We start from the raw sequence: 24,481 nt of genomic DNA, 5'->3' as shown, positions 1-24,481 counted from the left end.
CGCGTTTTTCTAATCTTTTTTCACCGCTACATAAACGGTATCGCCCGGCTCGGCGATGGGCTTGCCGATAGCTGTCGTGTCGATTTCCTCGATGACGGAAAAGACCTGCTTCAGCGCGGCGAGAAAGCGCGGGTTGGGTTGCGGCGACCACACCGCCAGCACGCCGCCGGGCAGCAGGGCGCGGCGGCAGGCCTCCACGCCGGCGGTTTCGTACAACTCGGCATTACCCGGCGCGGCGAGCCAACCTGGGCCGTTGTCCACATCGAGCAACAGCAGGTCGAACGCCGCTTCGGCCTCGCGCAGCACGTCAGCGAGGTCGGCGATGCGGATTTCCACGCGGGGATCCTCGACGGCCGCGCCGTTGGCTTCACCGAAGTAGCGGCGATTCCATTCCACGACCTTCGCCCCGATTTCTGCGACTACCACGCGCGTCACGCCCGGTAGATCAAGCGCGGCGCGCAGCGTGTGACCGGCGCCCAGGCCACCGACCAGTACGGTGAGTTGGGTGGCGGAGCGTTGGAGGCGGCGGTGTGCCAGATCGGCCATGGCTTTTTCGCTGTGAGCACCGTGGGTGGCCATGAGGAAGTTGCCGTCGATAAGGATTTCATAACCGGTTTCGCCGGTTTCGGCTTCGTAGCGTCGCAGCGTCAGTTCACCAAGCGGCGTCGTTTCGCGGTCGATTTGCGTGTAGCGGAGGTGCATCAATCAGGTCGCGTCTGACTCGGACTCGTTGGCGTTGTTTTCCTCGTCGCGGCGCGCCAGACGGCGTTGCAGACTGCGGAGTTGTCGCTGGAAGTCGGTATGTTTCGGGTCGGCGAGTAGGCCCGCCTCCAACTCCGCAATGGCGAGTTCCATTTCGCCCTGTTCTTCGAAGATCCGCGCCAGTTCCAAACGCGCCTCGGTGTGTTGGGGGTGCAGTTCCAGGGCCCGGCGCAGGGCGTCGATGCTGTCGAGCAAGCCGTCGTACGGATCGATAAACCGGTTGCGCGAGGCAGCTTGGGCGAAGAGGACTAGGATTTGCGGTTCGTCGCCGTTGCGGACCAACAATTCCTTGAAACAGCGCTGCGCCTTGCTGTACGTACGGCTTTTGAGCAGTTTGCGGCCCATTCGCAGCAGCGAGCGATCCGACATGGGTTCGTGACTCGCCTCCGCCACGGATTCGTCGCCGTTGTCTTTCGCGGTCGGTGCTTTTTGTTGCGGCGGCTTGGGTTCGATGATGGGTACGTGAGCGGGGCCTTTTTCCTCGATATATCGAGTCGGCGTTTTTTTCGCGGCGGCGGGCTTGGGTTTCGCCACGGCTTGTCGTTGGGGCGCGGCGGCAACGGGTTCCGGCGTCGGCTCGGGGGCGGGTTCGGGCTCCGGTTCGGGCGCGGCCGGCGCTTGCCATTTATCGTCGGGATTGAAAGTGATGACTTTCAATATGCCCAGGGCGTACACAATGTGCTCGAGGCGTTCGACGGGAAACTCGCCGGAGTGCAGGACGTCGCGCAGCACGCGACCCTGTTTCGCCGATTCGATGACCGCCACCGCTACGGAATTCCTGGCCAAATCCGGCAGACGTTCGGGATCGGTGGCCAGGTACATTTCTTTTTCCATGCGGCCTTTGGCTTCGAGTTGACCGCGAACACGTTGCGGATCCAAATGCCGCTTGGCCGCCAAGGAGATAATGATGGCGGGGTCGAGGGGTTCGCCTATTCGCGGATCGCCTTGCTCCCAAAGGAAGTGTTCACCGCTGGGCCGGCACAGGTCGCGCAGGATGCTGTAATGAAAGCCGCGCACGGCGTCTGCCAGTTCCTCGGGGGGCAGCACCTCGAGCTTTTCGGCAGCCTCTTGCTCGGGCACTTCGTGATTGGCGGCATAGCGGCGGATTTCGCGGGCCTTCACATCGACGACACGGCGGTCGCGGGCTAGTCGGCGGGCGAAACCTTCGGTTTGGACGAACACGGGAATGCCGCGTTGGAAAGACACGCGAATATCGCCGAGCGAATCTCGGACATTGAGCACGCCGGTTGCCTTGTGACGAAAGGCTTTGGCCAGCAACTGATGGAACGGGTTGTTTTTGAGCGAACCTTTCGGCGGCATACCCTCTTCCGGTGCCGCCGCCGAAGCATGACGCTGTTGGGTGCGGGCCAATGCCGGGCGAGGCGGTCGGGCGCCGGGGGGCAGGCTGGGTTCGCCGACGTGCCGCGTGATCATCGCATGGAGCCGCTTGTGGTCGATGGGTTTGTGAATTTCGTCCGTCGCGCCGACTTTTTTGCCGATGGACGAGGGGGAACCGCTGAATTGGCTGATCGCGATGATGGGAATGTCTTCGGCGTTTTCACGGATCCGGGAGACGATTTCCGTGCCCTGGATGTCGGGCATGACCAGATTGACGAGCACCAGGTCGGGCGTCTCTTCGAAAAACATCCGGAGGCCGTCGTGACCGGAGTTGGCGATCACCGTGGCGAAACCTTGTTGGTAGAGTCCCTCGGCGATGGTGTTGGCCTCCATCGCGTTAAACTCAATAATCAATATTTTGGTAACAACCATACTGTCTCCCACACCCGCCAGGAAGGTTATCGCCTGCCCGTATTGTTCTAACGCCCCAAAGCGTTAGGTTCAATAGTACTCACGGTAGTAAGTTACTTCCCCGTGTACCACTTTTTTGACCTTATTTTGCTGCGCCAAGTTGTTGAGAACTTCCAGAGCGCGAGCCCGCTCCAGCCCCAAGCTCTTGACCAGGTCGCTTAAGGTGACGCCGCGGCGCTGCACCAAATCCAGCACGGCGGCTTCCAACTCTCGGACGTCGGCCACTCGGCCCACCGCGGGGCCGGTGCCGATGGGAAAGGTGTCAGGCCCGAAAATCGCGGCGATCCGCTCCAATTCGTTTTGCGCGAGGGGCCGCGCGTCGGGTTCCGCCCCCGGCCGCGTGACGGTGTTGAGGTGGACTTGGTCGGGACGAATCCGGTCGACAATTTTTTTGATGGCGAGCAGTTCCGACGGGTCGTCGTTGAACCCTTTGACCAGCATGATTTCCAGGAAAAACTTGCCGGAAAATTCGTCTCGGAAAGCGATCAAGCCCTCGATGATGGAATCGACGCGCAAGGACCGATGGGGTCGATTGATGCGTTCGAAGGTTTCCTGCGTGGCCGCGTCGAGGCTGGGCACGACGATATCGGCCAGGGCCAGATCGCGGCGTACGTCGGGTTTGTCGATCAGCGTGGAATTTGTCAGCACGGCTACGGGCGTGTCGCAACGGTTCTTGACGCGTTCGATGAACTGGCCCAGGTAGCGGTGCAACGTCGGCTCGCCCGAGCCGGAAAAGGTGACGACATCGATGTCGGCCATCGGCAGATGTTCGTCGATCGCCTGATTAATCAGGGTGGAATCCAGCGGAATGCCGCGCTTGATGGTCTGAACTTTGGTGTGACCCACCTGGCAATACACGCAGTTGAGCGTGCACATTTTGTCAGCCGGCGGCAACACATCAATGCCCAAGCTGTAACCCAGCCGGCGGCTGGGCACGGGACCAAAAACGATGCCCAAGTTGTTCTCCTTGCGCCGCGAAAACCATCAAAATCCGCGGGCTCAAAACATAGGTGGCGCCGTGAGCGATGTCAAACGAATGAGCCTATTCGAGGGTAACCAGCACCTTGGAAGACTCGCCGCCGCTTGCGGTCAAGCGATAAGCCGTGGGCGCTTGGTCGAGGGGAAAACGGTGGGTAATGATCTTGTCGACGCGTAGCACGCCATCTGCCAGTAAGGAAAGGGCCTCGCGGGTATCCGGCGGACCGCAGGAATAGGAGGTCACGAAGGAGATTTCGTCGAAATAGGGGCGATTGGGGTCGTAGGCGAAGGTTTGGTCCGGCTCGGCCGGGGAGAAAAAAAGCACCGTGGCGGCTTTGCCGGCGCACTCAAGGCCGGTACGCATCGCCTCCACGCTTGGCGGGCCGACGATGACCAAGTCGGCGCCCATGCCGCTGGTGATCTGCCGCACCGTGGCCACGACGTCCTGCCGTGAAAAATCGATGAGATGGTCCGCGCCGATGTCCGCCGCCAAATTCAGACGGTAGGGAATGCGGTCGATCCCGATTACCTGCCAAGCGCCGAAGTATTTGGCCAGGGCGGTGAGAATAATCCCCATGGCGCCCAACCCCAAGATGGCCACAACCCCCCCCCGCGCGATCGGCGGCACGCGCCGCAACGCCTTGACGGCGCACGCCAGAGGTTCGATCAAACAGGCATGCTCCAGCGACAACGACGGCGGTACGAGCAAGGTATCGTTTTCCGTGCCGTTGGCGGTGACCGCGAAGTATTCCGCGCAACCGCCGGGGTCCACCGCGGGCTCCTTCCACGTGGCGCACTGCACGTAGTGGCCGCGATTGCAGTAGGCGCACTCCATGCAAGGCGCGTGATGGTGGGCGAACACGCGGTCGCCGACGGCAAAGGGCGCGCCTTCACCCACTTCGACAACGGTGCCGGCCATTTCGTGACCGAGCACCAGCGGCGCTTTGCGTTCGATATACCAGGGCATGACGTCGCCGGAGCAGATGCCGCAGGCGTGGGTGTGGACCAACAGGCCGCCCGGCGGCGCGGTGGGCCGGGGCACGCTCTCGACGCGAACATCGTCGAAGGTGTGAACGACGGCGGCGCGCATTTCACTCATGGCCGCACCACATACTTGATGCCGTCGCCGGCCGCAAGGCGACCCATGATGTCGGGCAGTCCGTCCAAATCGGTTTCGCCGGAGATCAGCGGGCTGGGGTCGAGTTCGCCGGTGGCAAGCAAATCGGCGGCGGCGCGCACGTCGGCGGGCCGGAAGTGAAAACAGCCGAGGACCGAGATCTGATCGTAGTGTAAGCGCGCGGTGTCAAAACACACCTGGGTATCCGGCGGCGTGCCGCCAAAAAGCAACACCGCGCCGCCGCGCCGGACGTAATCAACCGATGCAGCCCACACGTCGGTGCGGCCCGTGCATTCCACGGCCAGATCAACGCCGTGGCCGCCGGTGCATTCCATCACGGCCTCGCGCGTGTGTTCATCGGCGGGTAGGGCCGCCTCAGCGCCCAGCCGTAGCGCGGTTTCGCGGCGTCCGGGCTGTGGTTCGACGACCACCACGCGGCAGCCGTGTCGCCGAAGCGCCAGCAGGAACAGCAGGCCGATGGGTCCGGCGCCAAAGATGACCACGTCGGTTGTTTCCGCGGCGCGGCTCACATGCATGCCGTGCATGACACAGGCCAGCGGTTCGAGAAACGCGGCGCTTTCGTGCGACAGGCCCGCGGGCATCGGGAAGAGGTTTTGACGTACGATCGCCTCAGGCAGCGCCAGGCGCTCGGCGAACGCGCCCATCACCTTTGTGTCCATGATGGTTTCGCACAGATTGAACAATCCCTTGCCGCAATAGAAACACCGGCCGCAGGGTGCGGAGTGTACGCCCATGACGGCGTCACCGACCTGGAAGTTGCGCACCTGGTCGCCGCATGCCGCGATCACGCCGCTGTATTCGTGGCCCATGGGGGAAGGCAGCGGAATTTTCGGATGACCGCGCTGGAAAGCCTTCACGTCGGTGCCGCACGTTAACGCGGCGCGCACTTCAACGACGACGCCGCCCGGCGAAGGTTGCGGATTCGGCTTGTCGAGCACCGAGATGCGCCCGATTTCTTCCAGGATAGCGGCACGCAAGGAGGTTCCCCCAATATTGTTGCGCCATCTTCGGCGATGCGGGCGAGAGCGTCAAGTTTGCGCGTTCGAACGACGGTGTGAAAGCGTCGAGCGGCAAACCAGCCAAGCGAAGCGGGCCAGGAAGAAGGCCGACCAAAGCTTGCACAGGTCTTCGATCGCCAAGCGTAGCGACGAGGCGTCGGGGCCGAATTTGTCGACCAGCAGCATCACCGCGAAGAAACCGCCCGCGGCCACCAGGCTGTTGCGGGCCGGGCGCGGTCGCCATTGCTCGCGTCCCCACGTGGCCAGCAGCAGCAGTTCGACGGCCCCCAAGGCTCCGAGGGTGAGGAAGTCGTCGATGCCGTACAGCTCCTCGAGCCGTTCGTGGATCAGGAAGCGGTCGTCGGCGCCGAGAAAGGCGAAGAGCACGATTTGGCCGAGAAAGAAACGCGTGGCGCGGCGCGTGTCGTCATCGTCGCCGAGCATGAACAGGCGAACGGCAAACAGCAGCGCGGTCGTCCATTCAAGGAACACGGCGAGGGTCGTGTTGATGCCGTAGAATACCCAATGCGACAGGTGCGCGGGGCCGTTGATGTCGGTGAAAAAGTAGCGGACCTTCTCCGCCGGTAAGGCGAGCGCCGCGCCGATCATCAGCGCGGTGTACAGGGTGATCAAGGCAAACGCGGCCCAGGCGCCCAAGGATCGATCGGCACAATCAGTCGACATCGTTGTTCTTTTCTCCACCGAGCAATGTCAGCAGCCAAATCGTCGACCCGAACATTTCGCAGCTTTCCTCCGCCGCGGCCCAGATCGCATAGGTGAGCGTTTCGCGCGTGCCGGCTGCCGATTCCAGCGCGCCGCCGACCATTTCCAAGCCGAGTGCGCCGCCGAAAAACACCAGCGAACCCAAAATCAATCCGCGGCGCAGTTTGGGTTCCATGTCGCGGAAGAAAGTGAAAAACACGACCGCCAGCAAGGCGACCACTGCCATCCCGGGGATGACCCAGGCGTAGAAAAAGACGCCGGACAATCCCAACGCCGCTTGCATCGCTTCCGAGCCCTGTTCGTGCAACGAGGCGATTTCCTCGACGGAAAAAGCGAGCAACACTGCCGAGAGCATCGCCCATTGGCGGCGGCGCGGCGTGCCGATACGGGCCGCGTAGCGACCGGCGACCAGCGCGGCGGCGAACAGCAGCATCGACGAGTACCAGGTCGGCAGGTTTGCCTCGGCGTTGAGGTCAAAGAGCGGGATGAGGCCGTGGGCGTAATCGTGATGGAACACGTACTTGACGACTTGCGAGGCCAGGCCGGCGACCAACAGCAGGAGATTGGTGGCGAACAAGGCGCGGCCTAGGAGGCGACGTTCCGTGTTGGTCATGAAGGCACACCGTAAAAAGGGATTGCTAACGCTTGGCTCACCCTATGTGAAAAGCTATAAAGGGTCAAACAACGGCCCATTCCGGAGAAGCATGAACAAACGCCTGTTTTGGCTGATTTTCATCACCTTACTCGTATTCCACGCGAGTTTGATCGGATCACGCCGCCTGCTTCCCTATACCGACCTGCCCAACCATTTGGCCATCGCCACCGCCGTGCGGCACGCGGACCAATCGCCCCTGGCCGAGGCCGTCGTCGTCGACCTGCGCGGCAAGGCCAACAGCTACTTTTGGAATTTTTGCCGTCTATCCTGTTTCACAGACGTGAGCGCCGCCGCCCGTTGGTACTATATTCTCTACGCCTTGTTGCTGCCCCTGAGCGTGTTGGCGGCGATTCGGCGGCTCGGCGGCAACCGTTGGCTGGCGATCGGCGGATTCCTGCTGCTGTACAACTTCAACGTCACCTGGGGTTTCGTGGGCTTTACGCTCGCGGTACCTCTCGTGTTGTTGTTTTTCGTGGTGACGGCGGAGGAGGAGCGATTGCGCCCCAGCCGCTTAACCGTCGCCGCGGCGCTGTTGGTGTGGCTCTTTTACGTACACGTGATCGCCCTGCTGTTCGCGCTGGGATATTTCGCGCTGGCCACGTTGCTGCGCGACCCGCGTCGGCCTCGCGCTTGGCTGGGCCCGGCGTTGGCGGTCGTCCCCGCGGGGCTGTTGTTGGCGTTTTGGTGGCTGGGCCAACCCACGGCGCCCGGTCCGTCAATGGGGCAATCGCTGGCGGATTACTACACCGGTCCGTTTTGGCGGACGGCGGAAAAGCGGCTCGGGTTCTTGGTGTTCGACAATTACCGGCTCTTCCCCCGGCCTGCGGGATACATCGTCGCGGCGCTGTTCGCGCTGGGCATTGTGGCGCCGGCGGCTGTCGGGATGTTTCGGGTTCGGCGGCGACTCGTGGCGGCGCTCGGTGCGCCCCTGACGGCATTTCTGGGTTTCGCGGCGTTTTGCTTTTTTCTGCTGCCTGCGTATATGCCGGGACACTGGGCGATCTTCCAGCGGTTCTCGGTGTTTCTGTTGCTGGCGCTGCTGCTGGCGGCGGCTCGTTGTTTTGCCTCTCGCGCGCCGCGCAGCCTGGTTGCCGTATTGGTTGTGCTGGCTGCGGCACACGCCGCGTTATGGGCCCACTATCACGTGGCCTTCGACCGCGAAAATGCGGATTTCGGTCCGGAGTTTTTTCCGGCGGCCGATGCGGGGCGCCTGGCGGGCTTTATCACCGACGCGCGTTATCGAGGACGCCCGGTATACAACCACTTCCCCAGCTACTTCACCGTATGGCGCCGCGGGTTGGCGTTGAGCCGCGTGGTTGATTACCGCTTCGGCGCGGTGAGACGTCGCGGTGACGCAAAGCTGTTGCCCGCATACGTGGATTTTCTTGAAGAGCTGAATTACGACGGCCGCTACACCGATATCGAATGGTTGCTCGTGCGCGGCGTGCCGCCGCCTAATGCAGGGATGGATCGTTACGAGCCGGTACGGGAAGCCGGCGCGTTCAAACTCTATCGTCGGCGCGAAGGCGTGGGACCATGAACGACGAAGCGTACATGCAAGATCCTTTTCAGATACAGCGGGTGCGCCGGTGGCAGTGGTCGGCGGTCGCGTTTGCGTTGGTGTTGTATTCCTGGTCGCTGGCGCCCACGACTTTCTGGCTCGACAGCGCTCAGTTGCAGGTACGCGCCTTGGAGGCGTTTCAGTGGTCGCCGGACGCCCGGCAGTACCCACTGTATATCTTCATGGCGCGCTTGTTGACGCTGGCGCTTTCGCCGGTCAACGCTGCTTGGGGGCTCAACGCCCTGACGGCGGCGTTCGGTTGCCTGGCGGTGTACTGGTTGTTCGAGCTGCTGACGCGCTTGCGCATATCGGCACCGGCGGCGCTGGCCGGTTGCGTGGCATACACGGTGGCCCACACGGTGTGGTACGTAAGCGTCATCACCGAAGTGTACACGCTGTTCGCCCTGTTGTTGTTCGGTATGCTGGCGGCGGTCGTGCGCTGGTCGCGCGAACGCCCGCAGTCACTGTACGGCGCGGCGTTTTTGCTCGGTTTGGGTATGGGGCATCATCGTTTGATGTGGCTCGCTCTGGCGCCGCTGGGTTTGTACGTGTGGCTGCGGCGCGCCGAGTTGACCCCGGGAGTGCGGCGGCGGAGCTTCGGGGTATTTCTTGTCGGCCTGCTGCCGCTCGCGTCGTGGGCGGCGTACTACCTCTGGAGCGGCCACACGGTGGGCGAGTTTTTCAACGCGTACTTTTTTTCCGGAATCCCCAATTGGCGCACCGTGATGCAGGACGTTTCGCCGACCAAATTCGGCAAGAGCGCGCTGCTGTTCGCGTTGTTTTTTGTCTACAACTTCGTCGGCGCGGCGTTGATCTTCGGGGCGGCGGGCTTCGTGTCGGCCTGGCGGCGACGCACGCCCGAGACGTGGTTGTTTGTTTCCTTGGCCGCGGTAAACATGGCGTTTGGACTGGATTACAACGTCGAGGATCAATGGGTTTTCTTCCTGCCGGTCTACGCGGTGTTCGTCGTTTGGGTGGCGCAGGGGGCCGACGCGTGGTTGCGCCGATTGCAGGCTCGTGAAAAGCCCTTCCGGCGCTGGGCCGTGCCGGTGATGTTGGTCGTCCTCGCGGCCACGCCGATTCTCACTTATGCCGTGACGCCGCGCATCTTGGCCGACACCAACGTACTACCGGCCAAGCGGGCAAACGCCGAGGCGTACTATCGCATGCTGTTCAATCCGAGCCGGCGCGGCGATCGCGCGGCCTACGAGTTCGCGCGGCGGGTGTTCGACGAGGTGCCCCGCAATTCGGTGTTGTTGTGCGACGCGGCGTCGTATTCGGTGTTGCGATATTTTCAGCAAAGCGAAAACGTGGGTCACACGATCTGGTTGGGTTTCCTGGATTCTACCGACGCTGACTACCTGCGCAGTGTCATCGCCGAACACGAATCGAGCCATGAAGTGTACCTTGTACTCAACCCCTTCCATCCATGGTCGTCGCAGGCGGATTTCGAGCGGGTCGGCAAGGGGGTGGGCAGTGACTTGTCGCTGTACAAGGCCGACCCTACAACGGGGGCCAAAGCGCTGATCATGACCCGCCGCCAGTCCGTTGCGCCCGTCGCGGCGCTTAGAGTTCGTAGCTCCAGTTGCTCTTCATGTAGCGCAACGTGAAGGCCTTCACCATCCGCGGAAATTTCGCGGCCCAAATCTCGTCGTGATCCGGCGTTACTTCAACAGCGTCGCCCATCCAGCCGTTGTAGATGAATGTTTCGCCGGTCGGCAGGCGCTCGACGTTGCCCATCGCCTGCGAGAAGGGGACCCGATGCTCCCAGACGGGCTCGACGGTCATAGCGTCTTCGTCGACCTCTAGCTCCAGCGCCCGGCTCCAGGACCCGAGGCGGCAATCCATGCCGTAGCGGCCGTTGCCGTTATCAAACAACAACAGGTTGCCGTTGGGCAGGCGGATGGGACCGTGTTGCAGCCGGAACCAGACGTCTTCGTCCTCGTCTTCGCCAATCCAGGTGAAGTCGAGGCCCGGCCCCATTTGCCACATCACGTTCCCGGTGCTGACGTCGATCTTGACGATTTGCATGGCGTTGCGGAGCGATAGCAAAATCGCGTCTTCCTCCGGGATCGGCCAGACGGCATTGCCGTGAGTCCAGTCGATGACGTCTTTCCCGTAGTGGGAAGAGCGACACATGCATTGATTCATCTGATAGGGCGCGACCGCTTGCTGATGGTCGAACACAGACCACCGCCACAGTTCGTTGCCGTTGCGGTTGATGACCGCAATTCCGTCGCCAAGCGCTTTTTCAGTGGGAGTGTCGAGATCGCACAGCAGGCCGGGCCCGAGTTCGTCGAACAGAACGACGGCGACTTCGGCATCCCAGTCGGCCACGAACGATTGGTGATGCGCCTCCTGAAATGCGCCGTCGAGCACCTCAAGGTCGAACATGATGTATTCGGTGCCGTCGGGCCGAATGGCCAGCAAATCGTGTACGTCGGAAACGACCATCTCGCCGTTGCTGAACGGAATGACGCCTTGCAAGGGCTCGTAAACTTCGCCGAGTGCGTGTTCGACCTCGTGGAAGAAGCGAACGCGACCGCGACGGTCGAAGACGGCCACCGCCCGCAAGAAATAAACGCCCAGTTCGCTGACGCGGGGCGAAGTGATCGTGGCGGCGAACCACAAGCCTCGGCGCGTACGCGGGTCAAATTGGCTGACGTTGAGCCACGGCATCCATAGCGGCAGTGGCGGCACGGTGAATTCGCCCCGCGCAACTGCGTCGCCGCTATCGGCGTCGAAAAGAGCGTATTGGAACGTCTTGTTGCCGAGCAGGCCGTAGAAACGAAGGCGGTGTTCGCGCGCCGCTTCGCTGCGGCGAGGTGTGGACCAGCCACGGCCGGGTTCGCCCCCCGCGGTGACGAAGCCTGTGACGGCCACGTCACCCGGGCACGAGATCTTCAATTCCCGATACAGGGGGTTGAGATCGGAAGCCGGTTGCACTTCCACGGCGCAAGTGGCGGCCGGGAGGGCATACTGGTCGTCGATCGTCGTGTCGCCGTCAAGGTTGTTGTCGTTGTTGCCATCGTCGCTGTCATGATCATCGACCGCATCGCCAAAGGTGGTACCATTTAGATGGTTGCCGTCTTGGGCGTCGGAACATGCGCCGACAATCAATGTCGCGACGAGCAACAACGTGATGAGACATCGTTGGTGCATCACCATTCTCCATGTTGAGCCAAATATTATAAGTCGGCGGGCGGCCCGATGCGACCCGTGTCGCGAATTTCATGAAATTTTTGATGGGCGGAAACTAGCGGATGTGGCGATCGACGAGGGTAATCACGCGGTCGGTTTCCTTGACGATCAACTGCAGGAATTCACGACGCGTGGCGTCGTCGAGATCCGTATCGTTGAGAATGACGTCCGCGAAACCGCGCACCGACGCGAGCGGGGTTTTCAGTTCGTGCCGCAGGTGCTCGGCGGACCCTTCGGCGGGCGGCTGGGGGTTTTCGCCCAACAGCGCCTCGTAGGCGCGACTGATTTCGTTGAGCAACGCGGCCCATTGCTCCGCATCGGGGGGTGTTTGGGCGGCAATCCGCAATTGGGCGAGCTGTTTTTCTAAGAGCGTATGCATGGATTCAACCTCATCGATCAGAGGGAATACTTTTTCAGCATGCGGTACAGAACGTGGCGCGATACGCCCAGAATGCGCGCCGCTTCGCTTTTGTTTTCGTGAGCGAATTCCATCACGAGCCTCACATGTCGCCGGGTCATTTCCTCGAGCGCCGGAGGCTGGGCGTTGTGGGCGAGCGGCGCCGCGTCCAGGGGCGACGGCGCCCTGTCATCACCGCTTTCGACAGTGCGCGAAACCATATCCGACGGCAGGTCGTTCATAGAGATCAGCGAGTCGTTGGTCAACGCGGCGGCGGTCGCGACAACGTGGCGCAATTCGCGGACATTGCCCGGCCACGGGTATCGGTCGAAAAATTCACGGGTCTTTGGCGCGAAGCCCTCCACTTGGAGGTTGTTTTCGCGACGCGCTTCCCGCAGGAAGAAATCGGCGAGCAGTTCGATGTCGTCCGGTCGCTCGCGGAGCGGCACAAGGTTCAGCGTGAAACCGCGTAGACGGTAGTAAAGGTCTTCGCGGAAGCGTCCCTCCTCCATGGCGCGTTTTAGGTCCTTGTTCGTCGCCGCCACGATGCGGATGTCGACACGCTTCGCGCGGCCGGCCCCGACCGGCCGAACCTCCATCGTTTCCAAGGCGCGTAACAGCTTGGCTTGGTTGGGCGAGGAAATTTCCCCCACTTCATCGATGAATAACGTGCCGCCGTCGGCTTGCTCCATGAGACCGGTTTGGTCCCGCACCGCGCCGGTGAAAGCGCCGCGCTGGTGGCCGAATAGTTGGCTTTCGAAAAGGCTGTCCACGATGCCCGCGCCGTTGAAAGCCACGAAGGGACGGTCGGCGCGCGGGCCTGCGTGATGCAGCGCCACGGCCACCAATTCCTTGCCCGTTCCGGATTCACCGCTGATCAGCACCGGGTTGTTGTAGCGAGCGATGCGGCCGATGTTTTGAAAGAGTCGGTTCATCGCGGCGCTGCGGCCGAGCATGCCGAAATATTCGAAGTCGCGTCGTTCCCGGCGTTCGAGCGCGTCGGCCTTTTGGCGTAACGATTTGCGTTCGAATATGCGGTCGATGACGGCGGCGAGCTTTTCCGCGTGCACGGGTTTCTCGAGGTAGTCGTACGCGCCGAGCTTGATGGCTTCGACAGCGTCGGTGATCGAGGAATGACCGGTGAGCACGAGCACGTCGATGGCCGGGTCGAATTCCTTGATGAAGCGCAGCAACTCGATGCCGTCCATTTCCGGCATGCGCACGTCGGTGAGCACCACGTCGAAGGGGCGATCTTTCATCGCGTCGGCGGCCAGAGCGCCGTTGTCCACGCCGGTGACGCTGTACCCCAACCGCTCGAGAGTGTAGCTGATCAATCGCCGCAGGGAGCGGTCGTCTTCCGCGATGAGTATGTCGCCTGTCCTGTCCATCCACCCGCCTGAGTGGGGTGCCGCAGCCCCATCACATATTTGCCTTCGCGGCCGTACCACAGAAACCGCGTGGAAGATCATTTGGTAGTCGTGAAGAAAATCGAAGACGACAACTTGCGGCTCACCTGTAGATTCGGCATGTTACCGCGAAAGGATAAATACGCAATGGCCGGCCTACAAGCACTGATCTGTGACCTGGATATGACGTTGATCGACTCGCGTCGCGACATCGCTGCGGCCCTCGTACGCGCCATGCAGGTTGAATTGGGCGTGGCGGCAACCGAACGCGACGCCGCGGCACTCATCGGCCGTCCGTTGATCAGCATGATGCGGCAATTGGCCCCCGGTAGCGACGAGGCCGCGCTGGCTCGGGCCGTGGCGACGTACAAGGACATCTTTTTTCGTCATTGCGCCGACTACACGGTCGTGTTTCCCGGCGTGCGTGAGACCTTGACGCGCCTGCGCCGGGGAGGCGTGCGCACCGCCGTGGCCACCACCAAAATGACCTTCATGGCGCGCCGTGTTTGCCAAGTGTTGGACCTGGCCGAATGGTTCGACCACATTCAGGGCACCGACAACTTCCCCGCCAAACCCGACCCCACGGTGATCCGCCGCGCTTGTCTGGCTCTGGAAGTGCCGCCGGAAGCGGCGCTGATCGTGGGGGATACAACCATGGACGTGCGGGCTGCCTCGGCTGCCGGCGGCGTCGCGGTGGCGGTAAGCTACGGCATCGACACCGTCGCGGATCTCAAGGCGGTGGGCGCCACGCGAATCATCGACGACTTCGTCGAAGTGGCGGATTTTTTTCGGGTGACCTGATCGAAAGCGTCGGGCGTGGAACTATGTTTTGTCTTCACGGAAATCCAAGGCGAGGGATTCGCTCGACCGCGCCTCCGGTTCAGGCAGTTGATATTTGTCGGCCAAATCCAGGTAACTGCGAATCATCTGAAACTGGGCCTTGGAAAGCGGCACCCACATCATGCCCAGCGCGAAACCGCCGTCCCGCATCGCAAACGAGTGCCGCACGATGGCGTCGCCGTGGAAATAGCTGCTGCCGCGCAATTTCAGTTTGATATCTCGCAGCAGTTCGCCTTCTTTTATGTTTTCCTGTTGGGGAAACAATAGACAAATGCCCTCGGTGCTTAGATCGCGCACCACGATGAGCCCGGCGGTTTTACGCCCGGCAATCGATAGGCATACGACCGGTAGCTTCTTGGGCGGAATGACGCGTTTGACCCGGCGTTCGGTGACATACATCAAATGTGAAGGCCGGGTGATGGCATACCGAACCGGCGAGCCGGGCTCGTTGCGGGCGCCCGCGAAAACCGACTCCCCGACAAAGTAACCGCGCGAAGTAAGCGGAAAAACGATGCTGATCGGGATGTCGACGAGCAAGTTTTCATTCGAAAGCGGCGGTTCGAGACGGTCGATCAGAATGAGGGATTCGCGGGTTTCCAAGATGTGGCTGTAATAGGGAAAACTGTCTTCGATTGTCGCGAGGCGCAAACGCGATTTCTGCCGACAAGCCAACGCCAACACTTGGCGATATTTCTCGCCGCGAATTTCTTTCTTCAAAGATGTATTCATAATACCTGCGTCGTCCACCAAAAGATGCATCGGTAATGTATAAAAAATACCATTTTTATGCAAGTTGAAACAAGGGTCTTTTTCAGTGATTCGACGGCGTGGCGAGGACCAACCTATCGAAAAGGTATAATAATATTTTCATCTCGCCGCAGTTTTCTACAGGTCTTGGTCTGTTTTCTGAAGCTTAGCCACCAGGCTTTTGGCCCGCTTAACGGCGCGCAACACTTGTTCAATGTGCGGCCCGGCAGGCGAATCGGACGGCACATCGTCTCGCGTCATCTCGGCGTATCCCTCGATCACCGCCAACAGCGAATTGAGATCGTGAGCAACCGAATGGGCGGTCTGCAGCGCGGTTTCCAAATCTCGAGATAGTCGAGCGGCGTCGTCCGGTGACGCCGTGCGCGCCTTCTTTTCCATGGTCCCCTCGCTTTTTCCCGGTTTGCGCCGTTTGCGGAGCGGCGATCGCCACGCCGACACACCCGGTAAACACTCCCGATCGGCCGAGGGAGGCGTCAGTCAAACAGCGACGCCACGCAGGCGATGAGCGCCTCGCAGGTCGGATCCGCCTGATAGCACTGGATGATCAGGCCGTCGACACCGAAAATCGGGTCGAGGCTTCCGTAACAGTTGCCGTCGATCATCTCTTCCATCGTGTGGTCGGGGAAGCTCATCCCGCACGTAAGATAAATCTGCTCGTAGGCCGCAACGCAGGTCGCGTCGGCTTCGTCGGGCGTGTTGTCATCGCTATCGTCATCGGCGACCACGTCGTCGTCATCGTCGTCCGCACAGGCCGCCACGAGCGCGACGACCGCCATCAGCAACAAAACACTACACAAGACGGCGTAGCGCATGTGAGTTCTCCTTCTCAGCAACCACAGCCGCTATCGTTGTCGTCGTCATCATCGTCACCTTCGACGGGCCCGGTGTCGTCGTCATCATCGCCGTTGTCGTCATCGTTGTCGTCATTGTCGTCGTCATCGTCGTCATCGGCGGGCGTGGTGTCGTCATCGCCGGGGGTGGTGTCGTCATCGTCGTCATCATCGCCCGGCTCGGTCACCACGATGTAAGCGTTTTTGGCCTCGGTGTCGTTGCCGCCTTCGCTGGTCGCGGTGAGCGTCACCGTATAGCTGCCCGGCGTCGTGTATGAATGCGCGGGCTCCTCCTCGGTGGACGTGGCGCCATCGCCGAACTGCCAGGCGTACGTGGCGGGGCAGGCGTCGGCGGCTTGCGTGAGGTTGCCGAACTGCACGTCGAGCGGGGTCGGGCCGGTTGTTACGTCGGCCTCGAAGTCGGCGACCGGCGGGCCGCATGTGGTCCGTACGAGCCGCCAGCGGTACTGGGAATCTTCCCCGCCCGGACCGGTGATGGTCAATTCGACCGAGTAGCGTCCGGGTGCCTCATAAACGTGGCTCGGGTTTTCTTCGGCGGACGTGCCGCCATCCCCGAATGTCCAGGCGTATTCGGCGATCGTGCCGGTGGAACTGTTGGTGAAGTTCACGGTCAACGGCACTTGACCAACAGTCGGCGCGGCCGTGAACGAAGCGACCGGCGGCGCGTAGGTGACTTCGATGTAATTCATCTTCGTCAACGTGCGCGTGCCTTCGGCTCCGGTGACGGTCAACGTTACGTCATAGGTGCCGATTTCGTCGTACTCATGCACCGGATTTTGCACCGTGGACGATTCGCCGTCGCCGAAATCCCACTCCCATACGGTGGGGGTGCCGGTGGAGCGATCGCCGAAAGTTACCGTCAACGGCGGCTCGCCGGTCGTGGGCGTGGCCGTGAACGAAGCGACGAAAGCGGGTGAACCGATGGCGTCGAGATCGTAGCCGTCGTCGCTGGCTTTTGCGCCGTCGGCGAACTCGGCGGCGTCGGTGATCTTCACGTAGCGCACCGTTGCCAAGCCCGTGCCGTTAAGGTCGAAGGCCGTCGTGCCGGAGCCCGGACCGAGCGCGGTCCACGGTCCGTGCGGCGAGTCGATGCAACCCGCCAGGGTGAAAGATTCGTCGCCGTCGCTACCCGCTTCGTAGACCATCAGGTCGGTGCCGGCGCTGTCGCTGATGCCGTCGGGGCCCAGGTCGAGCACGACCTCGCCGCCGAAGCCGATGGAGATGTAGTCGCTGTCCGGCGGGCCGAAGGCATCACTGGCCGTGTGGGTCGATTCGTAATAATTCGGCATGTCACTGATCAACCACCGCCAGGCAAAGGTCTCGGGTTCGGCGGCGGCAGTCAACAGGAAGTCACGTTGGGAGGGCGTGCCGTCGGTAATGGTGATCGTCGCGGTTTGCGGTTCATAACCGTTGGCCGAGACCCGCACGTCGTAGGTTCCCGCCCGCAGGTACTTGTGGTAATCGCCGACCTCATAGTCGCTGAACGTCATCCACTTGCCTTCGACTTCGATCAACGCGCCGATCGGGTCGCTCGTGCCCGCGTCTTTGACGAAGCCGTGCAGGCCTTCGTCCATTTGCTCGATCAACCACTGAATCGCGGGTTGGTGATCGACGAACACCTGCTGGCTGGTGGCGAAGGAGCATTCCTTCGTGTAGCTAACCTCGGGGGTAAAACCCAACATGCCATGGGCGCCGTATTGCTCGTCGTTGGACACCCCTACCGCTTGATACAACACACCGAAGCACGTGCCGGCCGTGTCCATGTTGAGGTCGGTGCAGTAATTCGGGTAGATGTACTGGCCGGCCAGGTAGGCGAACTCAGCGCCGTCGGCCGGGTTACCGCCGCGATATCCCCACGGGTAAAGGAAAACCACCGTGCCGCTGTGCGCGGAAAGCGCCGCCATGTAGGGCTGCGCGCCCGCCCACGAGCCGGTCAAGGCTTGGGTTTCCGGCTCGCTGTGTGGGGCCGGGCCCGAATTCCATTCGTAAGGATCCCACATGAAGCCGAAGTTACGATTCATGTCTACACCGTTGGCATTGTAACGACTGCGGCCCCAAACCGGATCGTCGGCGTTGCCGTCCGGGTTGGTCAACGGCTCGATGAAAATTTCCCGGCCGTCCACGAGGGCCTGCACATCCGGATCGGTGGCGTAGTCGGTAACGAGCCATTCGATGGTGAACAAAGCGAACATGTAAGCGGCGATTTCGTCACCGTGAATGTTGTACTCAAAGTGAACCGCGGGCTCCGGCTCGTTGGTGCCGACGTTGTCGGATATCTTGATTTCGAATAGTTCGCGCCCCTCGACGCTCGTGCCGAGCACGCGCACGGACATGATATCCGGGTGTGCCGACGCCAGTTCCGTGAGGAAGGTTGTCATCTCGGCGTGGGTGACATAGTGGTCCAGCACGACGTCGACCGGCGGCGCTTCGGCGGGCCGCGAACGCAGAGATTCGTTGCGCGCCTGCACCCAGGCGTCCAAATCGTCGATGAGGATTTCGACCTCGAAGCCGGCCTTTTCGATCTCGGCCAACTCGTCGCGGTAGGTCACGATGCGCACCCAGTCGGGACGGTCGTGATCTTCAAAACCGACATCGAACGTGGCGAGGCGGTCGATCGTGGCGAAATCGGGCGCGTAAATTTCGGCGACGGTTTTCACCGGCTCGGCCCAAACAGGACCGGCGACGGCGATCACGGCCGCGACCAGAAGACATCCGAGAAAGAAACGGTTCATCATTTACTCCCAAAAACAAGACACGCCAGCTTAGAAGGCGGGGTCGATCCCGTCAAATCCGGAAGCGGAATCGTGTTACAATTCGAGGCCGTGAATCAATCCGAATCCCGATTTATGCGGCGGGCGATTTTCGCCGTCGTGAGCTTGGTCGCCCTCTTGGCGTTGGCGCAGGCGTGGCTGGACCATTCGCTGCGCGAGCGCGTGGGGCGACAGGATTTCCGTTTTCTCGTCCACAGCCTGGCCGGTTACCCCGAATTGAAAGCAAACCTCGTGCGCGATACGCGGCCCAAAGTGTTGTTTGTCGGCGATTCGGCGCTGCAGGGTGGGGCGACCGAAGGCGACCGCGGCACGATTCCCTATGGCTACCACCTGGCGCTGCCGGCGGCCACGCGCGACCAGGTGCGCGTCGTCAACGCCGGGCTCGCCGGCTCGTCGCTCGACTTGAACCGGCGCGTCGTGGAGGACCTTTCCGCCGCGAAATTGCAGACCGTGTTTCTGCTGCTCAATTACGTTGCGTTGCAGCGGCCCTTGTGGAACAAGGCCTACGCGGGCCGGCTCGGCTTGGCGATCCCCGAAAACAAAACCGCCGCCCAGCGCGTGGAAGCACGCCTGCAGGGCTTCTTGGACCAACACGTCAGCCTGATTCGCAACCGCGGCTGGCTCGTCGGATCGCTGTGGGGCACCCCGCCCGATCGCGGCGTGGCACGGTTTTTCTACGTCGCTTCGTTGGTGGGATGGCGCGACGCCGCCGCGCGGGATTTGGGCATCGGACCACCCCGCCGGTGGTCGGATACCGCGTGGAATGAAGACGCCCTGAGGCGGGTACGCGCGGCGTTCAATCTGCCGAAGATGGGGCCGCAGCGCGAGGCGGTGCGCACGCTCGACGCGCTTGGCCGGACGGCGCGGGCCGCCGGCGCCGAGTTCATCGTGATCAACGCGCCGGTCAATCGGGCCATGCTGGATCGTTACGCGCTGTGGGATGCGGCGGGCTACGCGGACAACGTTCGTTTCGTGCGCCGCCGAATAGAAGCAAGCGGCGGCGTCTTCCTTGATGGTCGCGATTGGGTCGGCAGCGAGGTTTTCGTCGATTCGCATCACCTGTGCGCCGAGGGTAATCGCCTGTTCGGCGAAAAGCTCGCGGCGTGGCACCTCACTTCGCCGGAGACCGGACCATGATCGGCTGGTGGTTCGCCGCTTTCGCCGGGGCCGCGGTTCTAGCCGCGTCGATGATGCGTTATGAAAAGGCGCGGCGTTGGGTGCTGTTCTTCTTCGGCATCGAGTTGTTTTTATTGGTGCAGCCGACCGCGCTGATACCGATTGGCGTTCTAGGATTGGGCGTCTACATTTTGGTGCGCCGCGGGTGGACCGGCGCGGCAGTTGCGTTGGCGGTGGGCCTGCTGGTCGGGTTCAAAGCCTACGCCGCATCGGCAGGCACCTCGCCGTTGGAAGCTATCGCGAATCCACTGGTGCCGCTGGGCCTGTCGTACTTGGCCTTCTCGGCGATTTCCTTCGCCGTGGAAGCGCGACGCGGGACAATCAAACCGCGCGGCCTGGCTGATTTTTTTCACTTCCTGCTGTTTTTTCCGACGGTCATGGCCGGGCCGATCAAGCGCTACGGCGATTTTCGCCGCCTCGACGAAAGCACCGCCACGCGGTGGCGCGCGGGCTTGCCGCGCATCGGTGCGGGTCTGCTGAAAGTACTCGTGCTGGCGTGGCCGTGCCAGGAATTCGTCACGATTTTCGCCGGGCAGCCGGAGCTGCGCACCCTCGATGCGTGGCTGCTTTTGTACGCCGGGGCGTTTTGGCTGTACTTCGATTTCGCAGGCTATTCGGATATCGCGATCGGGCTCGCGCGGCTGCTTGGTTACCGCGTGCCGGAGAATTTCGACTGGCCGTATTTGCGAACCAACATCCGCGATTTCTGGCGGCACTGGCACATGACCCTGACGGGTTTTCTGCGCGACTACATTTACATTCCGCTGGGCGGCAACCGGCGCGGATTTGCGCGCGAACTGTTGAACCTGTCGGCGACGATGATGCTGATCGCCTTGTGGCACGGCCTCGCGCCGCGCTTCGCGCTGTTCGGCATCTATCACGTCGTCGGCCTCGTGGTCTTTACCTTGTGGCGACGCGCGCGCGGCAAACCGAACGACAACCCGCGGCCGCTGCGGCGGACGCTGGCCGTGCTGTTCACCTTTCATTACGTGGCCTTCGGTTGGCTGTTCTTTTTCGTCGACACCTCCGGCGTGATGCGTATTGCCGCGGCGCTCGTCGGTTGGGGAGGGTGAGATGCGAAGCTGGTTGCAGGACGCGCTATTCGGCTTCTTGGTCGCCACCGGTATTTTTGCCGTGCTTTTGGCGCTGCTCGCGTGGGGGCAAGGCGGGGCGAGCGTGATTTATCGCGGTTTCTAAACGGGCGCTTTACGCAGGCGTTCGGGCGGGAGGTTTTTGTTGGAGATACCCCTTTTCGTCTCGATCATGATCATCGTTTTCGGTTTGAGTTTTATTGCTGCTGAGCAAGGCGTTGGCCAAGTGGGTGGTGGAGTCGCTAAATCAATTGTGGGGCGTGCGTTATGGCGAGAACGCTGGGCGTTTCTACCAGTATGGCTTTAAATTCGTCGGGAGAATTTTCTTGCTCTTCGGCGTGGTCAGCCTATTGATATTTAATCTAAAGATACTTTAATTCCTAGCAGCCGCAGACCCCGCGATTGTTGTCGTCATCGTCGTCGTCGGCGGCCGTTGTGTCCTCGTCATCGGTGTCATCCGCAGTGTCATCGTCATCCAATGTGTCTTGATCGTCATTGTTGTCGTCATCGATTGCGGTTGTGTCGTCATCGATTGGCGTCGTGTCGTCATCAACCGGCGGCGTGTCGTCATTGTTATCATCGTTGTCATCGTCATTGTCGTCATCGTTATCATCGTCGTCATCGTCATCATCATCGTCGCCGGGCACCAGGAAATCCATCGCGGCGGTCATGATCAGTTCGCGCGCGCCCCGGTGGTAAATCGTCTCAAAAGGAAAACCCAGGTACACCACGCGAAACGTCTCGGTGTTGGCCGTGACGGCGGCGCCGAAATCGGTGCCCACGTAACCCATCGCTGTCGAGCCGCCGGGCAAGGCGGCCAGCGCGTCGGGGTAGTTCGCGGCGTAGATTTCATAGTCGAGGTAATCGAAATCGAACGGCCCGATGCCCGCGAAGATGCCTGTGGTATCAACCACGCCGACGCCGCTGGAGTCGGCGACATACGTGGCGCGCAGGTAGTCGGTGTAGAACAAGCGATCGGCCGCCGACCCGTATTCCCACAGGTCCCAACCGATTTCCGAGCCCGAGATAAACAGCGCCCCGCCGCCGTCCAGGTAGTCGGCAATCAAATCCTGCTCGGCGGGCGAGAGCGCCATGTCGGCAATGGAATCCTCCCCGCAAATCCACACCACCGCCGGATACTCGGCCAGATCGACGAAACCCTCGACTAGGGCGTCACTGTCGGCGGAATCGAAATCGAAACCCGCTTTCCACAACGCCTGCGCGTGGGCGATGACGTAATCGTAGCTGTTCATGCGGTCGAGATAGCCGCGCTCGATGGTGCCGCTTTCGAAGGCCTCGGGCACGTTCGCGTGGCGATCCAGGCGCTCGTAGGCGTCGACGATCAACACCCGCGGGCCGTCGCCGGTGGACAGCGCGAGGGTTTGGGTCGGGAAACTTTCGCCGCCCTCGTTAACCGCCGTGATGCGTCCGTAACGAACGACCCCCGTGGCTTTCGCATCGAGCGCCAACGCGGCTTGCGTTTCATTGCTGGTCACGCCGAAGGAAACACCCTTTCCCGTGCGGCTGACGTAGATGCGGTACGAGTCGGCCGGGTCGCCGGCCAGGCCGCCGAAATCGAAGGGCGATGGATTCCAGGACACGAACGCCTCGCCGTCGCGCCAACGGAGTGCGGGCGCTTGGGGCGATTCGGGCAAAAAGTGCGGCGTGAGACCGTCGCGCGCCGCGTAGTACCGCACGACACCCTGGTACACCGCCCGCGCCACCAGTTTGCGAAACGCGGGTTCTTTGAGATCTTCGGCATCGCCGGGCGTGTCGTGGAAAGCGACCTCGAAAATGATGCCCGGCGTTTCGTCATTGTAGTTGGGGTTGATCTCGCCGTACCAGTTCGTGTGTTCGCCGCGGTCGACCCACGCCGCGTCCCACCCGGCGCGAACGTCGCCGACGATTTCCGCGTGAATCGCCGCGCGCAAATCCAGGCTGCCCGGCACGCCGTCGAAGGGCGCGTCCCAGCCGCCGGAAGCGTAGGCGAAACTACTGGTGCCGGTGCCGGGATTCGGGGCGTTGGTGTGCCAGCTTAAGTAGATGCCGTCTTCCCAGCCCGCCTCGTGTTCCCACTTGGTGAGCCGCGGCATGGTCGTCACGGTATTCGTCGCGCACTCGGGGCAGCCCATGAAGGGCGCGTAGTACATGCCGGACATTTCCCAGCGCGGCTTGCCGGAGCCCTCGTGGGTGCCGCCGCCAAAGCGCACGGCATCGGCCACGACGTAGGTTGCGGGATCGTCGCCCTCGTTCGAGATCACGACGCGGCGGCGTTCGGGCCGGTCGGCGGTGCGGAAGTAGTAACGGCCGAGGTCTTTCCACGTGAAGGCATCGCGACGCAGATTTTGGACGATCAGCGTATCGCCGTCGGCGTGTTGCACGGTGATGTGGCAATCCGTGGCGCGGTTTTCCGCCGCCGTGTACCACACGTACACATGGTAGAAGCCGTCGGCCGGGATGTCGGCGGAAAAGGCGGCGAAGGCGTCGGGCACAGCGGCGACGGGCGCGGCCAGGTAGTCGTCGCCGTAGTAGTTACCGACGGAGGTGGATGCGAACCACGAACCGGTCGTTTCGACGCGCGGGTCGTCGTTGTCGAGGATGTCCATCGCCGTGTTCATGTCGCGTTCGCGCACGGTGTAGACCAGCGCCCCCGCGTTCCAAAGATACGGCTGCAAATATTGCAGCACGGGTTCGGGGTTGGAAAAATCTTCGACGAGGCCGTTGGTGTTGCCGCGTTGGGTCGTCCAGCGGGCGAGCGTGTCGCTCCAGTACCAGCCGTGCCCCGGCGCCAGAAAGACACTTCGCCCGGCGAGAAAGCCGGTCGGCTGCGGCTGGCCGAAACCGGGCGGGCCGACGAATTTGCCGGCGTCTTCGTACGGCTTATCGGGCACCGGCGCGGGCGGCGGCAGCAGGCGCCCGATCGGCACGTATGAGGATTGCCCGGCGAAGCGGGCCATCACCTCGCATCGCTTGCCGGGAGCCAGTGAGTGCATCGTCACGCCAAGGGCATGCATCATCGGGTCGGCGTTGTCGTCCAATGCGCCGGGCGGAAAGGTGACGCGCAATGTGTAACCACCGGGCGCGGCGATCACGCCGTCGATTTGCGTGCCGTGCGGAAAATACGACGCGTGTTGAGGCGAGCCTTCGACGAGCAGGGCGAGAGCGGTTTCGACCGAGGCAGGCGCGGATACGGCGACCGGCCCTCGCGCGCCGCGCAGCACCACGAATTCGGCGGACGGGCCCGCCGCCGCGGCGGCAAGCGCCACAACCAAGGACAGCAAAGCAACGGGCAAAAAGTGTCTCATCGGAAGATCACCATAAAACCAAGGCGTGGTGCATGACAAGAGATCAGCCGC

General features: G+C 62.0%; 21 protein-coding genes. 6 read left to right on the top strand and 15 right to left on the bottom strand.

What is annotated here, in order from left to right; genetic code table 11:
- Positions 1-9: 9 nt before the first annotated feature.
- The 7 genes from P9L99_04595 to P9L99_04565 form a co-directional block, all read right to left on the bottom strand.
- Positions 10-702 carry a hypothetical protein gene (locus tag P9L99_04595; protein MDP8222616.1) on the bottom strand — a complete coding sequence of 231 codons (693 nt, stop codon included), beginning with the start codon at positions 700-702 and terminating at the stop codon, positions 10-12.
- A 3-nt stretch (positions 703-705) separates the two neighbouring features.
- Positions 706-2,532 carry a response regulator gene (locus P9L99_04590; GenBank protein ID MDP8222615.1) on the bottom strand — a complete coding sequence of 609 codons (1,827 nt, stop codon included), beginning with the start codon at positions 2,530-2,532 and terminating at the stop codon, positions 706-708.
- Positions 2,533-2,601: 69 nt separating this feature from the next.
- The gene (locus tag P9L99_04585) at positions 2,602-3,528 is read right to left on the bottom strand and encodes a radical SAM protein (protein ID MDP8222614.1); all 927 of its coding nucleotides are present in this window, start codon (positions 3,526-3,528) and stop codon (positions 2,602-2,604) included.
- Positions 3,529-3,613: 85 nt separating this feature from the next.
- Positions 3,614-4,648: an alcohol dehydrogenase catalytic domain-containing protein gene (locus P9L99_04580; GenBank protein ID MDP8222613.1), complete on the bottom strand. Its 1,035-nt coding sequence runs from the start codon at positions 4,646-4,648 to the stop codon at positions 3,614-3,616.
- Entirely contained in the window at positions 4,645-5,664 is a 1,020-nt protein-coding gene (locus P9L99_04575; protein MDP8222612.1) for a zinc-binding dehydrogenase, read from the bottom strand. Before P9L99_04575 ends, P9L99_04580 begins: the two co-directional genes overlap by 4 nt.
- 51 nt (positions 5,665-5,715) lie before the next feature.
- Positions 5,716-6,369 carry a hypothetical protein gene (locus tag P9L99_04570; GenBank protein ID MDP8222611.1) on the bottom strand — a complete coding sequence of 218 codons (654 nt, stop codon included), beginning with the start codon at positions 6,367-6,369 and terminating at the stop codon, positions 5,716-5,718.
- Positions 6,359-7,021: a hypothetical protein gene (locus tag P9L99_04565; protein MDP8222610.1), complete on the bottom strand. Its 663-nt coding sequence runs from the start codon at positions 7,019-7,021 to the stop codon at positions 6,359-6,361. Before P9L99_04565 ends, P9L99_04570 begins: the two co-directional genes overlap by 11 nt.
- 91 nt (positions 7,022-7,112) lie before the next feature.
- Between P9L99_04565 and P9L99_04560 the strand changes: the two genes are divergently transcribed.
- On the top strand, positions 7,113-8,603 hold the full coding sequence (locus P9L99_04560; protein ID MDP8222609.1) for a hypothetical protein: 1,491 nt from the start codon (positions 7,113-7,115) through the stop codon (positions 8,601-8,603).
- The gene (locus P9L99_04555) at positions 8,600-10,234 is read left to right on the top strand and encodes a DUF2723 domain-containing protein (protein ID MDP8222608.1); all 1,635 of its coding nucleotides are present in this window, start codon (positions 8,600-8,602) and stop codon (positions 10,232-10,234) included. Before P9L99_04560 ends, P9L99_04555 begins: the two co-directional genes overlap by 4 nt.
- Here P9L99_04555 and P9L99_04550 read toward each other — a convergent pair.
- From P9L99_04550 to P9L99_04540, 3 genes are all read right to left on the bottom strand, one after another.
- Positions 10,191-11,786 carry an aryl-sulfate sulfotransferase gene (locus tag P9L99_04550; GenBank protein ID MDP8222607.1) on the bottom strand — a complete coding sequence of 532 codons (1,596 nt, stop codon included), beginning with the start codon at positions 11,784-11,786 and terminating at the stop codon, positions 10,191-10,193. The genes P9L99_04555 and P9L99_04550 overlap by 44 nt on opposite strands.
- A 94-nt stretch (positions 11,787-11,880) precedes the next feature.
- Positions 11,881-12,204, bottom strand: coding sequence for a histidine kinase dimerization/phospho-acceptor domain-containing protein (locus tag P9L99_04545; protein MDP8222606.1), 324 nt, complete (start codon positions 12,202-12,204; stop codon positions 11,881-11,883).
- A 17-nt stretch (positions 12,205-12,221) separates the two neighbouring features.
- Positions 12,222-13,610, bottom strand: coding sequence for a sigma-54 dependent transcriptional regulator (locus tag P9L99_04540; protein ID MDP8222605.1), 1,389 nt, complete (start codon positions 13,608-13,610; stop codon positions 12,222-12,224).
- A gap of 165 nt (positions 13,611-13,775) precedes the next feature.
- On the opposite strand from P9L99_04540, the gene P9L99_04535 reads away from it, so the two are divergent.
- The gene (locus P9L99_04535; GenBank protein MDP8222604.1) at positions 13,776-14,429 is read left to right on the top strand and encodes an HAD-IA family hydrolase; all 654 of its coding nucleotides are present in this window, start codon (positions 13,776-13,778) and stop codon (positions 14,427-14,429) included.
- A 21-nt stretch (positions 14,430-14,450) separates the two neighbouring features.
- On the opposite strand, the gene P9L99_04530 is transcribed toward P9L99_04535, so the two are convergent.
- From P9L99_04530 to P9L99_04515, 4 genes are all read right to left on the bottom strand, one after another.
- Positions 14,451-15,197, bottom strand: coding sequence for a PilZ domain-containing protein (locus P9L99_04530; protein MDP8222603.1), 747 nt, complete (start codon positions 15,195-15,197; stop codon positions 14,451-14,453).
- A 156-nt stretch (positions 15,198-15,353) separates the two neighbouring features.
- Entirely contained in the window at positions 15,354-15,614 is a 261-nt protein-coding gene (locus P9L99_04525) for a hypothetical protein (protein MDP8222602.1), read from the bottom strand.
- Positions 15,615-15,709: 95 nt separating this feature from the next.
- Positions 15,710-16,048, bottom strand: coding sequence for a hypothetical protein (locus P9L99_04520; GenBank protein ID MDP8222601.1), 339 nt, complete (start codon positions 16,046-16,048; stop codon positions 15,710-15,712).
- A gap of 14 nt (positions 16,049-16,062) precedes the next feature.
- Positions 16,063-18,819 carry a PKD domain-containing protein gene (locus P9L99_04515; protein ID MDP8222600.1) on the bottom strand — a complete coding sequence of 919 codons (2,757 nt, stop codon included), beginning with the start codon at positions 18,817-18,819 and terminating at the stop codon, positions 16,063-16,065.
- Positions 18,820-18,891: 72 nt separating this feature from the next.
- Here P9L99_04515 and P9L99_04510 point away from each other — a divergent pair, with 72 nt between their 5' ends.
- Genes P9L99_04510 through P9L99_04500 form a run of 3 tightly spaced genes read left to right on the top strand, consistent with a single transcriptional unit; the run spans position 18,892 to position 21,231 of the window.
- Positions 18,892-19,995: a hypothetical protein gene (locus P9L99_04510; protein MDP8222599.1), complete on the top strand. Its 1,104-nt coding sequence runs from the start codon at positions 18,892-18,894 to the stop codon at positions 19,993-19,995.
- Positions 19,992-21,107 (top strand): MBOAT family O-acyltransferase, encoded by a 1,116-nt coding sequence (locus P9L99_04505; GenBank protein ID MDP8222598.1) that lies wholly within the window; start codon positions 19,992-19,994, stop codon positions 21,105-21,107. Before P9L99_04510 ends, P9L99_04505 begins: the two co-directional genes overlap by 4 nt.
- 1 nt (position 21,108) lies before the next feature.
- A complete protein-coding gene (locus tag P9L99_04500) occupies positions 21,109-21,231 on the top strand; it encodes a hypothetical protein (GenBank protein ID MDP8222597.1) in 123 nt (40 codons plus the stop codon).
- 274 nt (positions 21,232-21,505) lie between these two features.
- On the opposite strand, the gene P9L99_04495 is transcribed toward P9L99_04500, so the two are convergent.
- Complete coding sequence (locus tag P9L99_04495) at positions 21,506-24,430, bottom strand: hypothetical protein (protein MDP8222596.1); 2,925 nt, start codon at positions 24,428-24,430, stop codon at positions 21,506-21,508.
- Positions 24,431-24,481: the final 51 nt, after the last annotated feature.

It is taken from the genome of Candidatus Lernaella stagnicola (assembly GCA_030765525.1).
GTDB classification, from domain to species: domain Bacteria; phylum Lernaellota; class Lernaellaia; order Lernaellales; family Lernaellaceae; genus Lernaella; species Lernaella stagnicola.
Note: the sequence above shows the minus strand (reverse complement) of the source record. Positions and strands in the feature narration are given on the sequence as shown.

Excerpts from the sequence above, each read along its gene's own strand:
- P9L99_04505 (MDP8222598.1), top strand. The coding sequence starts at position 19,992 with ATGATCGGCTGGTGGTTCGCCGCTTTCGCCGGGGCCGCGGTTCTAGCC.
- P9L99_04540 (MDP8222605.1), bottom strand. The coding sequence starts at position 13,610 with ATGGACAGGACAGGCGACATACTCATCGCGGAAGACGACCGCTCCCTG.
- P9L99_04560 (MDP8222609.1), top strand. The coding sequence starts at position 7,113 with ATGAACAAACGCCTGTTTTGGCTGATTTTCATCACCTTACTCGTATTC.
- P9L99_04530 (MDP8222603.1), bottom strand. The coding sequence starts at position 15,197 with ATGAATACATCTTTGAAGAAAGAAATTCGCGGCGAGAAATATCGCCAA.
- P9L99_04545 (MDP8222606.1), bottom strand. The coding sequence starts at position 12,204 with ATGCATACGCTCTTAGAAAAACAGCTCGCCCAATTGCGGATTGCCGCC.
- P9L99_04555 (MDP8222608.1), top strand. The coding sequence starts at position 8,600 with ATGAACGACGAAGCGTACATGCAAGATCCTTTTCAGATACAGCGGGTG.
- P9L99_04570 (MDP8222611.1), bottom strand. The coding sequence starts at position 6,369 with ATGTCGACTGATTGTGCCGATCGATCCTTGGGCGCCTGGGCCGCGTTT.
- P9L99_04495 (MDP8222596.1), bottom strand. The coding sequence starts at position 24,430 with ATGAGACACTTTTTGCCCGTTGCTTTGCTGTCCTTGGTTGTGGCGCTT.
- P9L99_04580 (MDP8222613.1), bottom strand. The coding sequence starts at position 4,648 with ATGAGTGAAATGCGCGCCGCCGTCGTTCACACCTTCGACGATGTTCGC.
- P9L99_04515 (MDP8222600.1), bottom strand. The coding sequence starts at position 18,819 with ATGAACCGTTTCTTTCTCGGATGTCTTCTGGTCGCGGCCGTGATCGCC.
- P9L99_04500 (MDP8222597.1), top strand. The coding sequence starts at position 21,109 with ATGCGAAGCTGGTTGCAGGACGCGCTATTCGGCTTCTTGGTCGCCACC.
- P9L99_04595 (MDP8222616.1), bottom strand. The coding sequence starts at position 702 with ATGCACCTCCGCTACACGCAAATCGACCGCGAAACGACGCCGCTTGGT.
- P9L99_04565 (MDP8222610.1), bottom strand. The coding sequence starts at position 7,021 with ATGACCAACACGGAACGTCGCCTCCTAGGCCGCGCCTTGTTCGCCACC.
- P9L99_04590 (MDP8222615.1), bottom strand. The coding sequence starts at position 2,532 with ATGGTTGTTACCAAAATATTGATTATTGAGTTTAACGCGATGGAGGCC.
- P9L99_04535 (MDP8222604.1), top strand. The coding sequence starts at position 13,776 with ATGGCCGGCCTACAAGCACTGATCTGTGACCTGGATATGACGTTGATC.
- P9L99_04550 (MDP8222607.1), bottom strand. The coding sequence starts at position 11,786 with ATGCACCAACGATGTCTCATCACGTTGTTGCTCGTCGCGACATTGATT.
- P9L99_04525 (MDP8222602.1), bottom strand. The coding sequence starts at position 15,614 with ATGGAAAAGAAGGCGCGCACGGCGTCACCGGACGACGCCGCTCGACTA.
- P9L99_04520 (MDP8222601.1), bottom strand. The coding sequence starts at position 16,048 with ATGCGCTACGCCGTCTTGTGTAGTGTTTTGTTGCTGATGGCGGTCGTC.